The sequence below is a fragment of the Deltaproteobacteria bacterium genome, assembly GCA_035063765.1.
Taxonomy (GTDB): domain Bacteria; phylum Myxococcota_A; class UBA9160; order UBA9160; family PR03; genus CAADGG01.
In genome coordinates, this window is the sequence record JAPSFT010000036.1 from 1 (window position 1) to 17,137 (window position 17,137).

Here is a 17,137-nt window from a genome sequence, read left to right on the forward strand (position 1 = left end):
GGCGGGGCCCCCCGGGCCGGCCCCCCCCCCGCTTCTCAGTCGGCCCCGACCGCCCAGCCGCCGTGGTGGAGCTCGAGGATCCGGGAGGCGGTCTCCTCGACGGCGCGGCCGGTGATGTCGATCACGCGCCATCCGCGCTGGAGGAAGAGCCGGCGGGCGGCGACCAGCTCGCGTTCCACCGTGGCGGGCTCGGCGTAGTCGAGCGAGCTGCCGGCGCCGAGCCCGCGGACCCGCGCGCGCCGGATCGTGACCAGGCGATCCGCGTCGGCGAGCAGCCCGAAGACCTTGCGCGGCGCCAGCTCGAGCAGCTCGCGGGGCGGGTCGAGCTCCGGGATCAGCGGCACGTTGCCGGCCTTGATCCCGCGCTGGGCGAGGTACATCGAGAGGGGGGTCTTCGAGGTGCGGGAGGGGCCGACCAGCACGACGTCGGCCTGGTGGAGGGTGTGCAGGTTGGCCCCGTCGTCGTGGCGGACGGCGAACTCGACGGCCTCGATGCGCCGGAAATAGTCGTCGGAGAAGCCGTGCAGGAGGCCGGGCTCGAGACGCGGCTCCAGGCGCAGGTGCGCGGCGATGTTGGCGATCAGGGGGCCGAGGAGATCCACGGTCGGCACGCCCTCGCGCGCGCCGTGGTCGCGCAGCGCCTGGGCCGCCTCGCGGTTCACGAGCGTGAAGACCACCAGCGCGTTGGCGGCCGCAGCCTCCTGGATCACCACGCGGGCCTGCGCCGCACTGCGCACGTCGCCGTACTTGCGCATGCGCCAGCGGCTCTGGAACTGGAGCATCGCCGCCCGCACGTTGTCGGCAGCCGTCTCGCCGGTGCCATCCGACACGACGAAGATCTCGGCCCAGCGCGCGGAGGGCGGGTCGCCCTTGCGGCGCGCCTGCGGCGGCCGGTCGGAGGCGGGCATCTCGCTCACGGTCTGGCTCCCGAGGGCTGGCGCCGGCAGCCTAGCGCTATCGTGTGCCGCCATGCCCTACGAACCCCGGCGCATCGAGGCCCGCTGGCAGGCGATCTGGCGCGAGCAGAAGACCTTCCGGGCCGAGATCGACCCCTCGCGGCCCAAGTACTACGTGCTCGACATGTTCCCCTATCCGTCGGGCGCGGGTCTCCACGTAGGCCACCCCAAGGGCTACATCGCGACCGACGTCGTGGCCCGCTACCAGCGGATGCGCGGCCGGAACGTTCTGCACCCGATGGGCTGGGACGCCTTCGGCCTGCCGGCCGAGCAGTACGCGGTCGAGACGGGGGTTCACCCCCGCGAGACGACGCGCCGCAACATCGAGACCTTCAAGCGCCAGATCCAGGCGCTCGGCCTCTCCTACGACTGGTCGCGCGAGATCGACACCACGGACCCGGGCTACGTGCGCTGGACCCAGTGGATCTTCCAGAAGCTCCACGAGCGCGGGCTCGCCTACCAGGCCGAGGTGCCGGTCAACTGGTGCCCCGCCCTCGGTACGGTGCTGGCCAACGAGGAGGTGATCGACGGCCGGAGCGAGCGCGGCGGCCACCCGGTCGTGCGCGTGGCGATGAAGCAGTGGATGCTGCGCATCACCGCCTACGCCGACCGCCTGCTCGAGGACCTCGACGAGCTCGACTGGCCCGAGCCGATCAAGAAGATGCAGCGCGACTGGATCGGCCGCAGCGAGGGCGCCCAGGTGCGCTTCCCGGTGGCCGGCCACCCGGCGCTCGCGATCGAGGTCTTCACGACGCGCCCCGACACGCTCTTCGGCGCGACCTACATGGTGCTCGCGCCCGAGCACCCCCTGGTCGAGGCGATCACGGCGCCGGAGGAGCGCGCCGCCGTCGCCGCCTACGTCGAGGCGGCGCGCCGGCGCAGCGAGCGCGCGCGGATGACGGAGGCCCGGACCAAGACCGGCGTCGCGACCGGCGCCTCGGCGCTCAACCCGGTGAACGGCGAGCGCATCCCGATCTGGATCGCCGACTACGTGCTCGCCGGCTACGGCACCGGCGCCATCATGGCCGTCCCCGGCCACGACGAGCGCGACTTCGAGTTCGCGAGCCGCTTCGGGCTGCCGATCCGGAAGGTGGTGGACGTCCCGGGGCACGAGCTGCCGGCGGTGGACGAGGGCGTCGCCACCGCCTCCGGCTTCCTCGACGGCCTGCCGACGCCGCAGGCGAAGCGGCGCATGATCGAGTGGCTCGAGCGCGAGGGGCACGGCGCGGGTCGCGTGACCTACAAGCTGCGCGACTGGCTCTTCAGCCGGCAGCGCTACTGGGGCGAGCCGTTCCCGGTGCTGCACCTGGACGACGGAACGGTGAAGCTCGTGCCCGAGGCCGAGCTGCCGCTCCTGCTGCCCGAGCTCGAGGACTTCCGGCCCTCCGGCGACCAGCGCACCCCCCTCGAGCGCGCGCCCGACTGGATCGAGACCGTCGACCCCGAGACCGGCCGGCCGGCGCGCCGCGACCGCAACACCATGCCGCAGTGGGCGGGGAGCTGCTGGTACTTCCTGCGCTTCGTCGACCCGCGCAACGAGACCGCACCCTGGTCGCCCGAGGCCGAGCGCTACTGGATGCCGGTCGACCTCTACGTGGGGGGCGCCGAGCACGCGGTCCTGCACCTGCTCTACTCGCGCTTCTGGCACAAGGTGCTCTTCGACCTCGGCCTGGTGAGCACCAGGGAGCCGTTCCGCAAGCTCGTGAACCAGGGCATGATCCTGGGCGCCAGCTATCGCTGGTACGACGACAACCTCGGCGACGACCCGACCGCGACCCCGCGCGTCTACGCCGCCCGCGACGTGCGCGTCCTCGGCGAGAAGACCGTCGCCTCGGACGACGGCCGCGAGCTGAAGGCGCGCTGGCTCGGCCCCGAAACCGTGCGGATCGCCGACGGCCGCGCCTTCCACCCGACGCTCGGCCTCGAGCTCGAGGAAGTCCTCGAGAAGATGTCGAAGAGCCGCGGCAACGTCGTGAACCCGGACGCGGTCGTCGAGCAGTACGGTGCCGACTCGATGCGCCTCTACGAGATGTTCCTGGGCCCGCTCGACAAGGAGGCGCCCTGGAGCACGGAGGGCATCCTGGGCGTCCACCGCTTCCTCCAGCGCGTCTGGCGCCTCGTCGTCGAGGAGGGCGACGCCGAGGGCGGCGGCCCCGAGGCCCTGCGCCCGCTTCCCGAAGGCGCCCCCGAGTCCCAGCGCCGGCTGCTCGCCGAGACCGTGCAGGGCGTCGGTGAGGACTTCGAGGCGCTGCGCTTCAACACCGCGATCGCGAAGCTCATGACCTTCGTGCGCGACGGCGCCAAGGAGGCCCCGCTCGGCCGCGAGTCGGTGGAGACGCTGCTGAAGCTGCTGGCCCCCCTCGCGCCGCACCTCGCCGAGGAGCTCTGGGAGCGGCTCGGCCACGCCGGGTCGATCGCCTACGCGCCCTGGCCGGCGGCGGACCCGGCCCTGCTGCGTGCGGCCACGATCACGCTCGCCGTGCAGGTCAACGGCAAGCGCCGCGACGAGATCACGGTGCCGGCGGGCGCCGACGAGGCGGCCGTACGCGCCGCCGCGCTGGCGTCGGAGAACGTCCGCCGCCACCTGGAAGGCAAGGAGCCGCGCAAGGTGATCGTGGTGCCGGGACGCCTCGTGAACCTCGTGGTGTAGGGGTGGTGGTGGAGAGCGGGTCGTGTAGAGTCGGCCGGTGTCCGGCGACTGGCTCACGACGGTGCTCGCGACCTTCGCGGGCCTGCTCCCGATCGTGAACCCCTTCAGCACGGCGGCGGTGTTCCTCGCGATCACCGCGCGCCTCTCCGAGCCCGACCGCCGGCGCCAGGCGGCGCTCGCCTGCCTCTACGCGACCGCCGTCCTGCTCGTGTTCCTGTTCGCGGGCGCCCTGATCATGCGCTTCTTCGGCATCTCGATCCCGGCGCTCCGGCTCGCCGGCGGCCTGATCGTCGCGCGGGTCGGCTTCGCCATGCTCGCTCCGGGTGGGGGCGACGCGGCGCCGGACGCCGCGCCCCCGCGCCTCGACGTGGCCTTCACCCCGCTCGCGGTGCCGATGCTGAGCGGGCCGGGCTCGATCGCGGTCACGATCGGCATGGCGGCAGGCGCCGGCTCGGTGGCGGACCACCTGGCGATCGCGACGGGCATCGTCGTCGTGATCGCCGTGTCCTGGGCGGTGCTGCGTAGCGCGGACGCCGTGCAGCGCTTCCTCGGCGCGCAGGGGATCGACGCGCTGACCCGCATCATGGGCTTCCTGCTGGTCTGCATCGGCGTACAGTTCGTCGGGATCGCCGTGATCGAGGTGGCGACCAACGAACGCTTCCTGACCGCCCTGCTCTCCGCCCTCGCGAAGGTGCGAGTCGCCGGCCCGTAGCGCGACGGAGACGGGCTACGAGGGACCCGCGGCAGGGGCCGGCGGCGCGTGCCCCTGCCCGCCTTCGGGACGGGCCGCCGCGAGCCGGCGGGCGCGCCGCCGCAGGATCCAGACGCCGAGGCCGACCATCGCGAGCGGGGTGAGCGACAGCAGGGCGCTCCCCTTGAGCAGCGCCCAGCTCACCGCCGCGGAGTCCTGACCGGCGCAGACGGCACACGCCCGGGCCGCGCCGGGTGCCAGCAGCGCCGCCCCCAGGCTGGCGGACACGGCGAGGGCGGCGGCCCGCGCGCTCACCGGTAGACCACCAGCCACAGCACGGGCCAGACCAGGACCACGAAGTACCAGAGCACCTCGGCGGTGCCGAGCTGGGTCGACGCGAGCCAGCCGCGCTGGAGGCGCCGGAAGGTCACCCCGAGCAGCACGAGCGCCGCGAGCGCGTGCAGCGCGTGCACGCCGACGATCAGGTAGAAGAAGCTGCCGAGCGTGCTCGAGCGGAGCGTCAGGCCCTGCCCGATCATCGCGACCCACTCGGCGCCCTGCACCACGACGAAGAACGCCCCGAGCGCGATCGCGAGGGCGAGCGGGGTGCGCGCCGAGGCGCGGCTGCGGTCGAAGCGCCGGCGCGCCCACTGGAGCGACGCCCCCGAGGCGAGCAGGACGGCGGTGTTGAAGGCGGTGGCCTCGAAGGGCAATCGCGGCTGGCCGGGCGGCGGCCAGACCACGGCGGAGCTGCGGACGATCGTGAAGGCGCTGATCAGGCCGGCGAAGAGCATCACCTCCGTGAACACGAAGATGAGCATGCCCATGACCCCGCTCGGGACGAGGGGCTCGCGCCGCTGCTCGGCGACGACGCGGATGCGGCCGTAGCTCGACGAGCTCATGGTGTCTTCGCCTCGCTAGTGCTGGGCGTCCCCGTGCTCGCCGGCGTCGAACGAGGCGTTCGACGCCTTCCAGCCGGGCTTCTCCCAGCCGAGGCCCTCGAGCTCCATCACGTCGGGGGCGGTTCCGGCGAAGAAGAGCAGCATGAACAGCAGGCAGGTCGCCATCAGGTACCCCACGAAGCGCGGGGCCAGGTTCACGTGCATGAAGTTCTTCGCGACCAGGAACGCCTTCACGACCGCGATCCCGAACGCGGTGAACAGCGTGACGAGCGGATGGCCGAGCATCGGGCCGAGCACGCTGATCGCGAGCAGGACCAGGAGGATCGCCCAGATCCGGACGTAGTTCGGATGGTGATGGGGAGCCTCGTAGGCCGGGTTCTCGTCGTGGGGCGTCGGGTGGTGCGCGTGTTGCGAGGCCATGGTCTCATTTCGCGATGTAGAGGAGAGGGAAGAGGAAGATCCAGACGATGTCGACGAAGTGCCAGTAGAGCCCGATCAGCTCCACGCGGTGGAGCTCGAGGTTCCGCTTCGCCGTCTGGGCCACGATCAGCATGATCAGGATGCCCACGGCCACGTGCAGCGCGTGCAGGCCGGCGGCGGTGTAGTAGAACGACCAGAAGGTGCTCGCGGTGATGGTGAACCCGTGCGTGATCTCCATCGTCCACTCGTAGCTCTTGAGCAGCAGGAAGCACAGGCCGCCGAGCGCGGTCAGGTGGAGCATGCGCGCCGCCTTCGGCCCGTCGCCGTGTTCCGCCGCCTTGTGCCCCAGCACCGCAAACAGGCTCGAGGTCAGCAGGATGAAGGTGTTGGTGGCACCGATCCACGTCGCGGTGTGGGCGGCCGACTCCGCGAACGCGTCGTGCGCGAGGCGGTACATCACGTAGGAGGCGATGATGCCCCCGAAGATCACGATCTCCGAGGCGATGACCCACCAGACGGCGAGCCGCCCGGTGGGCATCCCGGCGGCGCTGCGGGTGGTGGCGATCGGGCGGGCGGACGACATCCGGCTCCTCTCGGCTCGATGGGGTCGTCAGTTCGGCACGTTCTGCGGCCAGTAGTCCTGCTCGCGACCGGGCACGCTGTACTCGTAGGGGCCACGGTACACGGTCGGCAGCTCCTTCCAGTTGCCGTGCGGCGGGGGCGAGTCCGCCGTCCACTCGAGGGTATTGGACGCCCACGGGTTCTTCGGCGCCTTGGGGCCGCGGCGCAGGCTCCAGAAGAAGTTGACGAGGAACACGATCTGGAAGGAGAGCATCACCCACAGCGACAGCGTCGCGAGCTTGTCGAGGTCGCGCATCCACGGCGCCGACAGCTCCGGGAACTGCGTGAAGTCCCAGATCCGGCGGTGCTCGCCGGCTACGCCCAGCACGAAGAGCGGGATGAAGATCAGGTTGAAGGGGATCACGGTCCCCCAGAAGTGGATCTTCCCGAGCCGGTCGTCGAGCATGCGCCCGAACATCTTCGGGAACCAGAAGGTGACGCCCGCGAAGGTCCCGATGACGGCGATCGGCACGAAGGTGTAGTGGAAGTGGGCCAGTACGAAGTAGGTGTCGTGCAGGTAGATGTCCGTGCCGCTGGCGCCCAGGAAGATGCCGGTCACGCCGCCGATCAGGAAGGTGGCGATGAAGGAGAGCGCCCAGAGCATCGGCGTCTCGAGGGTGATCGAGCCGCCGTAGAGCGTCGCGATGTAGACGAACATCATCTCGGCAACGGGCACCGAGATCAGCAGCGTGGTGATCGTGAAGACGTTCGCCATCCGCGGGTCGATGCCGGCGATGAACTGGTGGTGCGCCCACACGGTGAAGGACAGCACGCCGGTTCCGAACGCGGTGTAGAGCACGGTCTTGTAGGCGAAGAGCTTCTTGCGCGCGAAGACCGTGATGATCTCCGCCACGATCCCGACCGCCGGCAGCAGCACCACGTAGACCTCGGGGTGCCCGAAGAACCAGAACAGGTGCTGCCAGAGGACCGGGTCGCCGCCGCGCTTCGGGTCGAAGAAGGCGGTGCCCAGGTTGTGGTCGAAGAGCAGCATCACGGCACCGGCGACCAGCGGGCCCACCGAGGCCATGAAGATGATGCTGGCCAGCACGATCATCCAGACCACGATCGGGATGTCGTACATGCGCATGCCGGGCGCGCGCGAGTTCATGGCGGTCACGACGAAATTGATGCCGCCCATCAGGAAGGCCACGAACTCGAGCGCCACCGCCGTCACGAAGAGCGTGGTGCCGAGCGGGGTCTGGTTGTACTCGGCCGTCGCCGAGAGCGGCGGATACATCGTCCAGGCGCCGCCGAAGGCCCCGCCCTCCACGAAGAACGACACGAAGAGCACCAGCACCGAGAGCAGGAAGATCTGGTACGAGAGCCGGTTGATCTTCGGGAACGCCATGTCGTCGGCGCCGATCATCAGCGGGATCAGGAAGTTCCCGAACGCCGCGATCAGCACCGGCATCGCGAACCAGAAGATCATGATCGCGCCGTGGTTGGTGATCAGCGCGTTGTACTCGTTGGGCGACACCAGCCCGAAGCCGGGGACCGACATGCCGGGGAAGGCGAGCTGGCTGCGGAACACGTAGGCGAAGAAGCCGCCGAGCAGCGCCATCGCCGAGCCGGTGAAGAGGTACTGCATGGCGATCATCTTGTGGTCGGTCGACCACAGGTACTTCGCGACGAAGCCGGGCTCGTGGTGCTCGTGCGCGTGCTCGGGTGCATGTCCGACGGGGATCGTCTCGGCCATCTCGGCTCCTCGTCTCGCTCAGCGGCCCGCGACGGCGGCGACGGACACCGTCGAGTTCGCCGCGATCCAGGCGGCGTGCTGCTCGGAGGTCTCGATGTGGATGCGCGCCGGCATCAGCCCGTGGCCGATGCCGCAGATCTCGGCGCACTGGACGTCGTGCTCGCCGGTCTTCGTGGGCTGGAACCAGCCCGTGATCACGCGGCCCGGGATCGCGTCCTGCTTGAGCCGGAACACCGGGACCGAGAAGCTGTGCAGGACGTCCCGGGAGGTGAGCTGGAAGTGGTAGAGCCGGTCCACCTCGACGTGCAGCTCGTTGACCTTGCGGATGTCGTCGGCGCTGTCGAGCTTCCCGTCCGGCCCGGGGTGCGTGAAGATCCACGCCCACTGCGCCCCCTCCACGCGCACCACCTGCTGGGTGGGCGCCGTGGGCAGGTCCTGCTTCACCTGGTGCCAGGCCCGCACCGCGAAGAAGACGATGAAGACGTCGCAGACGAGCACCAGCAGGTGCGGGACCGTGATCCAGCGCTTCTCGCTCTGGAGCTCGCCGGTCACGTACTGCGCCTTGCGGCCCTCCCGCTTGCGGAAGCGCAGGATCAGCCCGAAGAAGATGGCCTCCGAGAGGACGAACCAGAATCCCACCAGCCAGAAGATCAGCGAGAACAGGAAGTCGATCTCGGTCGCGGAGGTGGAGGCGGCGGGCAGGAGGCGCTCGATCATGCCGGACTCCTCAGAGGACGAAGAGGAAGACGAAGGCGACGAAGGCGCCGATCAGGGCGGAGGTGATCAGGAAGGTCCGGAAGGCCAGGTCCTCGGGTGCGTATTGCTTCGCCATCTCCGCCTCAGGGTGCGGGCTGCGCGGACGCCTGCGCGGCGCCGAGCGACCGGATGTACGCGATCACGTCCTTCATCGCCTGCTCGTCGGGCAGCGTCGCCGCCATGCCGCGCATGAGCTGGGCGTTGGCGTTGCGCGGATCGCTGCTGCGGACGCCGGACTTGTAGCGCTCGAGCGACGAGAGCAGGTACCAGTCGCTCTCCGCGGTCAGGGGCGGCGCGTTGAGCGCCTGGTTGCCCTTCCCGTCCGCGCCGTGGCAGGCGGTGCAGACCTGGTAGAAGGCGGCGCCCTTGGCGGGATCGCCGTCGGTGAAGGTCGGCTCCGGCACCGCGACCGGGAGCTTCGCGATGTAGGCGACCACCGCCTGCATCTCGGCGTCCGCGAGCGCGCCGGCGAAGCTCCTCGCCATCGCGAACATGCGCAGGCCCGGGGTGTCGTCGGGGTGCATCCCGCGCAGGCCAGCGTGGAAGTTGCGGAGCTGGCCGAGCAGGTACCACTCGGGAAGGCCGGTCAGGTTCGGTGCCAGGAAGAGCTCGCGGCCGCCCGCGTCCGCGCCGTGGCACTGGGCGCAGAGCTGGAAGAGCTCCGCGCCGTCCGGCCCCTCCGCCTGCACCGGCGCCGCGGCCAGGGCTGCGAGCGCCAGCGCGGCTCCGAGAGTTCTCGAGAACGTCGCTCCCATGCTTGGTCGGGTCCCCGATCCCGCCGCCCACCCCCCGCAAGCGGGCTCGCGGGGCGAGGCGGCCATGAGGTGATGCAGCCCGCGAGGAGGAGCTGCGAACGCGCCGATGCCCGTCACGGTGCCGACGGGAGGTAGCAGCCCGCGCCGCCGGAGACAAGGTCCGAAACACGACTCAATCCCGTGGAATCATGACGGATTCAGGTGATGGAGGAGCAGGTAGATCAGCACGCCGGTCCCGGACACGTACATCCAGACCGGCCACGCCCAGCGCGCGAGCCGCCGGTGCCACCCGATCCGGCCGCTCGCGGCCAGGACGATCAGCGCGATCGCCAGCAGCGGGACCAGGCTCGCGAGCGTCACGTGGGAGAAGAGCAGCGCCAGGTAGGCCGTCTTGGCGGGACCCGTGGCGTGGAAGGTGGTGTTCTCGAAGCCCCGCGACCACTTGTGGAGGAGGTAGAGGGCGAGGAACAGCGTCGAGACGGCGAAGGCGGCCGTCATGGTGCGCCGGTGCTCCGCGACGCGGTGGGCGCGGATCAGGAGGCGCCCGCGCAGCAGCAGGAGCGCCGCAGCCGCATTCAGGCTCGCGTTCACGGCGGGCAGGAAGGAGAGATCCAAGCGCCCGCGCCTCAGGCCAGCCGGGGCTCGCCCACCGGCTCCGGTGGCGCGACCCGCTCCGGCAGCCGCCGGCCCAGCCAGACCAAGCCCAGGAGCAGTGCGCCCGCCAACAGGAACGGGGCCGCGATCGCGCGGTCGTAGAGGACCCCGGCGGCCAGGGGCCCGATCACGCGTGCGAGCGAGGCCGCGGACTGGAACGAGCCCATGACGGCGCCGCGCCCGCCCGCCGGCGCCGCCAGCGAGGCGAGACTCATCAGGGCCGGCTGCGCGACGCCGCGGCCGACCGCCGCCGCCGCGAGGCCGGCGCTGAGCCAGACCACGGTCGGCAGCTCGGGGAGCACGAAGAACGCGAGCGCCAGGAGCGCGCTGCCCCCCGCCACCAGCGTGCGCTCCGGGAAGCGCGCCGAGAGCGACCGCATCGCCCCGCCCTGCACGGCGCCCATCAGCACCGCCATGGCCACGAGCAGGAAGCCGACGTCGCGAACCCCCCAGCCGAAGCGGTCGTTCATGAAGTACTGGAAGACCGTCTCGAGCTGCGTCACCGCGAGCGTGAAGACCAGGTTCGCGGCGCACAGCCGCCGCACCCGCGGGTCGCGCAGCATCGCGAAGCGGCGGGCGCCGGCGGGGCGGACGCCCGTCGGATCCTCCTGCTCCGCGGCTGCGTGCGCCGGCGGCTCGCGCAGCCAGACCAGGGCCTGCACCCAGTTGGCAGCGGCGAGCCCGGCCGCGACGAACATCGGCAGGGCGTAGCTGATCGGGCCGAGCAGGCTCCCGATCACCGGCCCGAGCACGAAGCCCACCCCGAACGAGGCGCCGAGGAGCCCCATCCAGCGCGTCCGCTCCGACTCGTCGGTGGCGTCGGCGATGTATGCCGATGCCACCCCGAGGTTCGCCGCGAAGGCCCCGGCCGCCACGCGGGTCGCCAGGATCCACGGCACCGTCGTCGCGAAGCCGAGCGCCGCCAGCGAGACGGCCGTCCCCGCGATCGTGAAGAGCAGCACCTGGCGCCGCCCGATCCGGTCCGAGAGCCGGCCCCAGAGCGGCGCGCACACGAACTGTGCCGCCGCATAGCCCATGGCGATCAGGCCGAGCTGGGTCGCACTGGCACCCTGCTCCTTCACGAGGAAGGGCAGCACCGGCACCACGATCCCGAAGCCGATCAGGTCGACCACCACGACGCCGAACAGGACGCCGAGGGTGGCTCGCGAGCGGTCGGCGGAAATGGCAGGCCTCGCGGAATGCGCTCAGAGCCGCGCGAGCAGGTCCACGTTGAGCGCGAGGAAGAGCGCGAAGAGCAGCACGAGCGAGACACGGAAGACGCGCTGTGCGGCGGCGTCGTCCCGGGCGCGCAGCAGGCGGACGATCGACGCCACGAACCAGGCGTTCGCGCCGAGCGCCACCGCCAGGTAGAACGGGCCGGCGAAGCCGAGGGCCCACGGCCCGAGCGTGACCGGAACCAGCCCGACCGCGTACGCGAGCATCCGCCGGCGGGTCGCCTCCTCGCCGATCACGCTCGGCAGCATCGGGATGCCGGCGGCCTCGTAGTCGCGCCGGCGGTACAGCGCGATCGCCCACACGTGCGGCGGCTGCCAGAAGAAGACGATCGCGAACAGGCACAGGCCGGCGGCGGTGACGGTCCCGTGGACGGCGACGTCGGCGATCAGGGGAGCTGCGGCGCCGGCGGCGCCGCCGATCACCACGTTCCAGGGCGAGCGGGGCTTGAGCCAGATGGTGTACACGAACACGTAGAAGAGGATGCTGGCCACGCCGACCGCCGCGGCGGCGGGGCCCGCGAGCGCCAGGAGGAGCCCCGTGGAGAGCGCGCCGAGCAGCAGCCCGAAGGCCAGCGCCGCGCGCGGCGAGAGGCGGCCGGCCGGGAGCGGCCGGTTGCGCGTGCGCTCCATCCGCGCGTCCCGGTCGCGCTCGAGGTACGCGTTGAGCGTGTTGGCCGATGCCGCGGCGAGCGCGATCCCGAGCAGGGTCGCCGCCGCGAAGCCGAGCGGCGGCCACCCGCCCGCCGCCATCCCGAAGACGGGGATCCCGGTGAAGAGCACCATCGGGAGCAGGCGCGGCTTGGTCAGGTCCGCGAAGGCGCGCACGCGCTCGGCCGCGCTCGCGGCGGCGGGCGGGGGCGATCCGCTCGCGGACTGCGGAATGGACGGAGCCGCCTGCACCACGCCGATCTCGATCCTCACGGGCCGGGTCCTGGGGGCCACGACACTAGCGCCCACCCGGGGCGCGTGCAGGGTCGAAGGGCGCCGGGAGCGGGGTGGGGCCGGCGGAGGGCGGCCGGGTTGAGCACATCCGACCTGGCCCTGGTCCTGGTCTCTGCGCTCCTGCACGCGCTCTGGAGCCTCGCGATCAAGGGCAGCTCGAGTCCGCTCGGCTTCAACGTGCTCCAGCTCGTGCCGACCGCGATCGCCGCCTGCGCGCTGCCCTGGCTCGTGCCGCTCGGCGAGCTGCCGGTTTCGATCTGGGCGCTGGCGGCCGGCACCGGCGTGGCGCACGGCCTCTACTTCTACTGGCTCTCGCGCGCGCTCGCGGCGGGAGAGCTGTCGGTCGTCTACCCGATCGCCCGCTCGGCGCCGGCCTTCCTGCCGCTCGTGGCGGTGCCGCTGCTCGGGGAGCCGGTGAGCGCCCTGGGCGCGCTCGGGATCGCGGTGGTGGTGGCCGGCATGTGGGCCGTGCAGCTCGATGCCGCCGGGAGCGCCGGAGCCGCCGGGGGCGCCGCGCCGCACCTGCGGCGCCTGCTCGTGGCGCCCGGCGCCGGCTGGGCGTGGCTCACGCTGGCGGCGTCGGTCGGCTACTCGCTCACCGACAAGCTGGCGATGGCGCGCCTCGGCGCCCTGCCCTGGGACGGCGCCGTGCCGCCGGCGGTCGCGTGGTACGTGATCCTGTGCAGCTCCGGGATGCTGGTGTTCACGCCGCTCGCGCTGCGCCACGTGCCGCTGCGTGCGCTCGCCGCGCAGGCGCGCCGCGAGGGGCGCACCGCGCTCCTCGCGGCGCTGGTGGGCTTCGCGGGCTACGGCCTGATCCTGCACGCCCTGCGCACGGCCCCGGTCAGCTACGTGGTGGCCGTTCGCCAGGCGAGCGTGCTCTTCGCGGTGGCGCTCGGCGCGCTGCGCCTGCGGGAGCGGCCGACGCGGCTGCGCCTGGCCGGTGCACTCGCGACGGTGGTGGGGGTCGCGCTCGTCGCCGTCTCGTGACGGCGGCGCCCCGACGCGCCGGCGGGCTTCGCTACGGTCGCGCGCCATGGCGCGGCCCCGCACCTGGTGGTTCCGGCTGACGGTGGCCGTCGGCGGTTGGCTCGGCGCCGCGCTGCTGCGCGCGCTCGGCGCCACCTGGCGCGTACGCCAGGTGGCCGACGACGACCCGACCGCGCGCGGCGAGCCCGCGATCGGCGCCCTCTGGCACCGCGCCCTCTTCCCTGCCGCCTGGCGCTTCCGCGACCTCGGTGCCGCGATCCCCGTGAGCCGCAGCCGCGACGGCGACCGCATCGTCGCCGTCCTCGACCGGCTCGGCTACGGCCCCTCGCCGCGCGGCTCGAGCTCGCGGGGCGGGCCGGGCGCGCTCGCCGGCGCGATCCGGGCCGCGCGCGAGGGCCGCGTGATCGGTGTGCTCTGCGACGGCCCGCGCGGCCCGGCGCGACGCTGCAAGCCCGGCGTCCTCGCGATCGCGCGCGCGACCGGCCTGCCGCTCCACCCGGTGGCGATCGCCGCGCGCCCCGCCCTCACCTTTCCGAGCTGGGACCGCACCGTCCTGCCCCTCCCCTTCGCCCGCGTGCTCGTCGCCGGCGGCGCTCCGATCCCGGTCCCGGCCGATGCCGGGAGGGAAGAGCTCGAGAGGCTCCGCCAGGCGCTCGAGCAGGAGCTCGAGCGTCTCCAGCACCTCGCCGAATCGGAGCTCTGAACGGAGACGGCCCCCCTCAGCGCGGCGCGCGCGCGGGAGCTCCGGCCCGAGCGATCACCTCCGCGATCCAGCCGCCGATGTCGGGATGCTCGCGCAGGCCCGCCGCCTCGAGGCGCGCGCAGCCGATCGCCTCCACCTCGCCGACCGTGCCGGCCAGGAGCGCGCGGCGCGCGTCGGCGGCGACCTCGGCCGAGTCGAGCGCGCGCACGATCTCCTTCACGACCGGCACCGAGCGCGGCGTGCCCGACAGCTCGGCGATGCCGAGGCCGACCAGCAGCGGGACGGCGAGCGGGTTGCTCGCCATCTCGCCGCACACCGACACCGGGATCCCGGCGCCGTCGGCTGCCCGCACGCTCTCGTGGATCAGGCGCAGCACCGCCGGGTGGAGCGGCCGGTACAGGTGGGCGATCGCCTCGTTGCCGCGGTCGACGGCCAGCGTGTACTGCGTCAGGTCGTTGGTGCCGATCGAGAAGAAGTCGCACTCGCGGCCCAGCGCGTCGGCGATCAGGGCGGCCGAGGGCACCTCGATCATGACGCCGAGCGGAATGCGCGGATCGTGGGGGACGCCGGCGCGGGCGAGCTCGTCGATCGTGTCGTGCAGGAGGCGGCGCACCTCGCGCAGCTCGTCGAGCGACGAGATCATCGGCAGGAGCAGCTTCACGTTGCCTGCCGCCGAGGCGCGCAGGATCGCCCGGAGCTGCGCCCGCATCACCTCCTGGTGCCGGAGCGAGAGGCGCACCGAGCGGCAGCCGAGCTGCGGGTTCTCCTCCTCGGCCACGCCCAGGTTCGGCATCGCCTTGTCGCCGCCGAGGTCGAGGGTGCGGATCGTGACGGGCCGCGGCGCCAGCGCGCGCGCCACCCGCTCGTAGAGCGCCTCCTGCTCGTCCTCGGGCGGCACGCCGCGGTGCGCGAGCGCGAGCAGCTCGGTCCGGAACAGCCCGACGCCCTCGGCGCCGTGGCGCTCGACGAGCCGCAGGTCCGCCAGCAGCCCGACGTTGGCGGTGAGGAGCACGCGCCGCCCGTCGCGGGTCTCCGCGGGCCGGCTCTTCAGCGCGTCGAGGTGCTCGGCGGCGATCTCGAAGCGCTGCTGCGCGCGCTTGTACTCGCCGAGCAGGCGCTCGTCCGGCGAGAGGTAGACGCGCCCACCGGTGCCGTCGACGATCGCCATCTCGCCGGGCCGCGCCGTCCGCAGCACGCCTTCGACGCCCGTCACGCAGGGGATCTCGAGCGTGCGCGCAAAGATCGCGCCGTGCGAGGTGGCCCCGCCGTGCTCGGCCACGATCGCCCCGACCTTGTCCATCTCCAGCATCGTGAAGTGCTGGGGCAGGATCAGCGAGGTGATCACCACCGCACCCGGGACGAGCGGGACGTTGTGGTGGCGCACGCCGAGCAGCTTCGCCATCACGCGCCGGCCGACGTCCTCGACGTCGAGCCCGCGCTCGCGGAAGTAGTCGTCCTCGATGCGGGCGAAGAGCGCGCGGTACTCGTCGACCACGCGCCGGAGCGCCTGGCGCGCATCGCCGGTCTCGCCGACCGCCCGCTCCAGCCGGGACAGGAAGCCGTGGTCCTCGAGGATCTGCACGTGCGTGTTGAAGACCGCCGAGAAGGCCGGGCCGAAGTGGTCGCCCATCTCGTCGATCGCGTCGTCGAGCTCGCGGCGCGCCTCGGCGATCGCCCGCTGCAGGTCACGCAGCTCCTCGGTCGCGTCGCCGCTCGGCTGGTACTCGACGTCGGCCAGGTCGAGCGGGTCCTCGAGCAGGTAGATCGGGCCGATCGCGATGCCGCTCGACGCCTCGGTTCCGCGCAGCTCGACGTTGCGCTCCTCGCGGCCGGGCGCGAGGCCGGCGATCGGCACGCCGGCGTCGGCCATCTGCTCGACGAAGCGCAAGCGCCCCTCGTCGGGGCCCGCGACCAGGTCGAGGAGCGCCGCGTTCAGCACCACGGGGGCGATCAGCTGCCCGCAGGTCTGGAGCAGCTCGACGTCCTTCTCCGAGAAGCGCCGCGGCGCGACGGTCTGGACCACCAGGACGCCGATCGCGACCCCGCGCACGACCAGCGGCGTCGCCATCAGCGAGACGAAGCGGTCCTCGCCGGTCTCGGGGAAGTAGCGGAAGCTCGGGTGGGCGTGGGCCTCCTCGACCGCCAGGGGCACGCCGGTGCTCGCGACGAGGCCGACGAGGCCTTCGCCGGTCGCGAGCCGCACCTGCCCGACCGCCTCCGGGGCGAGCCCCTTGGTGGCGCGCAGCACCAGCGTCTTGCGTGCCGGGTCGCTCAGGTAGATCGAGCAGACGTCGGCGTCGAGCCGTTTGGCGACCCGGTCGACCACGTTGCCGAGCGTCTCGGCGAGGTCGTGTGAGCGCGAGACGATCCCCGCGACGTCAGCCAGCAGCGTATTGCGGTCGGAGGACCTGGTCGCCATCCGCTCCTCGGGGCAGGGGAGGATGGTACCGGCAACCCTCCGGCCGAGCGAAGCCGGCGGGGCCGAAGGCGTGCGGGGCGCCGCGTCCCTGGCCGCCTCTCACGAGCGGCTGGCCTCTCCCGGGGCCGCGGAGCGCGCAGCGCGCTGGCGGCGAGCGAGGCCCGTCAGGACGCCCCCGCGCCGGCAGTGGGATCCTGGAGCCTAGCCGTGATGAAGCTCGTCGGAGACGGAGGACATGCCGATCGGGGGGAAGACGTAATCCTTGTCCTCGAAGCGCATGCCCAGGGCGAGGAGGATCTTGCGCTTGGTGTCCATCCGGCAGTTCATGCCCTTCTCGACGCTGTGGATGGTGCGGAGCGCAACCCTCGCCTTGCGCGCGAGCTGGGCCTGGGTCATCAGCCGGTTCTCGCGAAGCTCGCGCACCCGGTTCCTGCGGATGGGCTCCTTGGTATCCATGTGCCGGCGGCTCCCCTCTCCACGTGTCGTGCGGGACGCGCCCGCCCTTCCGGTAGGCGGACCGGGCCGCCTCCTGGAAGCAGGGCTGCGCGCTGCTTCGCGTCCCGTTTCGGCCTCCGGGCGGCTTTCTTTAGGGAGAATCAGATGTTGGGCCTACCGGCCGGGGCGTCGGACGGATCCGGATGGGGGGCGGGGAACCCGGAGCGGAGCCGCCAGGATCCGCCTCGAGCCGCTCCCTGCCCGCCGGTCGGTGAGCCCTAATTTGGGCTCGCAGACACCCCTCGCCGGGGG

General features: G+C 72.5%; 17 protein-coding genes. 4 read left to right on the forward strand and 13 right to left on the reverse strand.

Going from position 1 to position 17,137, the window contains the following annotated elements; translation table 11 throughout:
* Positions 1-35: 35 nt before the first annotated feature.
* Positions 36-908: a kinase/pyrophosphorylase gene (locus OZ948_18580; protein MEB2346732.1), complete on the reverse strand. Its 873-nt coding sequence runs from the start codon at positions 906-908 to the stop codon at positions 36-38.
* A 61-nt stretch (positions 909-969) separates the two neighbouring features.
* Here OZ948_18580 and leuS point away from each other — a divergent pair, with 61 nt between their 5' ends.
* The gene (gene leuS / locus OZ948_18585; GenBank protein ID MEB2346733.1) at positions 970-3,606 is read left to right on the forward strand and encodes a leucine--tRNA ligase; all 2,637 of its coding nucleotides are present in this window, start codon (positions 970-972) and stop codon (positions 3,604-3,606) included.
* Between the two features lie 37 nt (positions 3,607-3,643).
* Positions 3,644-4,318 carry a MarC family NAAT transporter gene (locus OZ948_18590; protein ID MEB2346734.1) on the forward strand — a complete coding sequence of 225 codons (675 nt, stop codon included), beginning with the start codon at positions 3,644-3,646 and terminating at the stop codon, positions 4,316-4,318.
* Positions 4,319-4,333: 15 nt separating this feature from the next.
* Here OZ948_18590 and OZ948_18595 read toward each other — a convergent pair whose 3' ends face one another.
* From OZ948_18595 to OZ948_18640, 10 genes are all read right to left on the reverse strand, one after another.
* Entirely contained in the window at positions 4,334-4,612 is a 279-nt protein-coding gene (locus tag OZ948_18595) for a hypothetical protein (GenBank protein MEB2346735.1), read from the reverse strand.
* Positions 4,609-5,199, reverse strand: a complete 591-nt coding sequence (locus OZ948_18600; GenBank protein MEB2346736.1) for a cytochrome c oxidase subunit 3 — start codon at positions 5,197-5,199, stop codon at positions 4,609-4,611. Before OZ948_18600 ends, OZ948_18595 begins: the two co-directional genes overlap by 4 nt.
* 15 nt (positions 5,200-5,214) lie before the next feature.
* Positions 5,215-5,619: a cytochrome C oxidase subunit IV family protein gene (locus OZ948_18605; GenBank protein MEB2346737.1), complete on the reverse strand. Its 405-nt coding sequence runs from the start codon at positions 5,617-5,619 to the stop codon at positions 5,215-5,217.
* 4 nt (positions 5,620-5,623) lie between these two features.
* Positions 5,624-6,202, reverse strand: coding sequence for a cytochrome c oxidase subunit 3 (locus tag OZ948_18610; GenBank protein ID MEB2346738.1), 579 nt, complete (start codon positions 6,200-6,202; stop codon positions 5,624-5,626).
* A gap of 27 nt (positions 6,203-6,229) precedes the next feature.
* Positions 6,230-7,936, reverse strand: a complete 1,707-nt coding sequence (locus OZ948_18615) for a cbb3-type cytochrome c oxidase subunit I (GenBank protein MEB2346739.1) — start codon at positions 7,934-7,936, stop codon at positions 6,230-6,232.
* 18 nt (positions 7,937-7,954) lie between these two features.
* A complete protein-coding gene (locus OZ948_18620; protein ID MEB2346740.1) occupies positions 7,955-8,653 on the reverse strand; it encodes a cytochrome c oxidase subunit II in 699 nt (232 codons plus the stop codon).
* A gap of 122 nt (positions 8,654-8,775) precedes the next feature.
* A complete protein-coding gene (locus tag OZ948_18625; GenBank protein MEB2346741.1) occupies positions 8,776-9,447 on the reverse strand; it encodes a c-type cytochrome in 672 nt (223 codons plus the stop codon).
* 186 nt (positions 9,448-9,633) lie between these two features.
* Positions 9,634-10,062: a DUF420 domain-containing protein gene (locus OZ948_18630; protein ID MEB2346742.1), complete on the reverse strand. Its 429-nt coding sequence runs from the start codon at positions 10,060-10,062 to the stop codon at positions 9,634-9,636.
* 11 nt (positions 10,063-10,073) lie between these two features.
* On the reverse strand, positions 10,074-11,234 hold the full coding sequence (locus OZ948_18635; GenBank protein ID MEB2346743.1) for an MFS transporter: 1,161 nt from the start codon (positions 11,232-11,234) through the stop codon (positions 10,074-10,076).
* Positions 11,235-11,306: 72 nt separating this feature from the next.
* On the reverse strand, positions 11,307-12,257 hold the full coding sequence (locus OZ948_18640; protein MEB2346744.1) for a heme o synthase: 951 nt from the start codon (positions 12,255-12,257) through the stop codon (positions 11,307-11,309).
* Positions 12,258-12,356: 99 nt separating this feature from the next.
* Between OZ948_18640 and OZ948_18645 the strand changes: the two genes are divergently transcribed.
* The gene (locus OZ948_18645) at positions 12,357-13,268 is read left to right on the forward strand and encodes an EamA family transporter (GenBank protein ID MEB2346745.1); all 912 of its coding nucleotides are present in this window, start codon (positions 12,357-12,359) and stop codon (positions 13,266-13,268) included.
* A gap of 46 nt (positions 13,269-13,314) precedes the next feature.
* A complete protein-coding gene (locus OZ948_18650) occupies positions 13,315-13,971 on the forward strand; it encodes a lysophospholipid acyltransferase family protein (GenBank protein ID MEB2346746.1) in 657 nt (218 codons plus the stop codon).
* Between the two features lie 16 nt (positions 13,972-13,987).
* On the opposite strand, the gene ptsP is transcribed toward OZ948_18650, so the two are convergent.
* Positions 13,988-16,390 carry a phosphoenolpyruvate--protein phosphotransferase gene (gene ptsP, locus OZ948_18655; GenBank protein MEB2346747.1) on the reverse strand — a complete coding sequence of 801 codons (2,403 nt, stop codon included), beginning with the start codon at positions 16,388-16,390 and terminating at the stop codon, positions 13,988-13,990.
* Positions 16,391-16,591: 201 nt separating this feature from the next.
* Positions 16,592-16,846, reverse strand: a complete 255-nt coding sequence (locus tag OZ948_18660; GenBank protein MEB2346748.1) for a helix-turn-helix domain-containing protein — start codon at positions 16,844-16,846, stop codon at positions 16,592-16,594.
* Positions 16,847-17,137 lie beyond the last annotated feature (291 nt).

Coding starts and splice junctions, on each gene's coding strand:
- OZ948_18580 (MEB2346732.1), bottom strand. CDS start 908: ATGCCCGCCTCCGACCGGCCGCCGCAGGCGCGCCGCAAGGGCGACCCG.
- leuS (MEB2346733.1), top strand. CDS start 970: ATGCCCTACGAACCCCGGCGCATCGAGGCCCGCTGGCAGGCGATCTGG.
- OZ948_18600 (MEB2346736.1), bottom strand. CDS start 5,199: ATGAGCTCGTCGAGCTACGGCCGCATCCGCGTCGTCGCCGAGCAGCGG.
- OZ948_18605 (MEB2346737.1), bottom strand. CDS start 5,619: ATGGCCTCGCAACACGCGCACCACCCGACGCCCCACGACGAGAACCCG.
- OZ948_18610 (MEB2346738.1), bottom strand. CDS start 6,202: ATGTCGTCCGCCCGCCCGATCGCCACCACCCGCAGCGCCGCCGGGATG.
- OZ948_18615 (MEB2346739.1), bottom strand. CDS start 7,936: ATGGCCGAGACGATCCCCGTCGGACATGCACCCGAGCACGCGCACGAG.
- OZ948_18620 (MEB2346740.1), bottom strand. CDS start 8,653: ATGATCGAGCGCCTCCTGCCCGCCGCCTCCACCTCCGCGACCGAGATC.
- OZ948_18625 (MEB2346741.1), bottom strand. CDS start 9,447: ATGGGAGCGACGTTCTCGAGAACTCTCGGAGCCGCGCTGGCGCTCGCA.
- OZ948_18650 (MEB2346746.1), top strand. CDS start 13,315: ATGGCGCGGCCCCGCACCTGGTGGTTCCGGCTGACGGTGGCCGTCGGC.
- ptsP (MEB2346747.1), bottom strand. CDS start 16,390: ATGGCGACCAGGTCCTCCGACCGCAATACGCTGCTGGCTGACGTCGCG.
- OZ948_18660 (MEB2346748.1), bottom strand. CDS start 16,846: ATGGATACCAAGGAGCCCATCCGCAGGAACCGGGTGCGCGAGCTTCGC.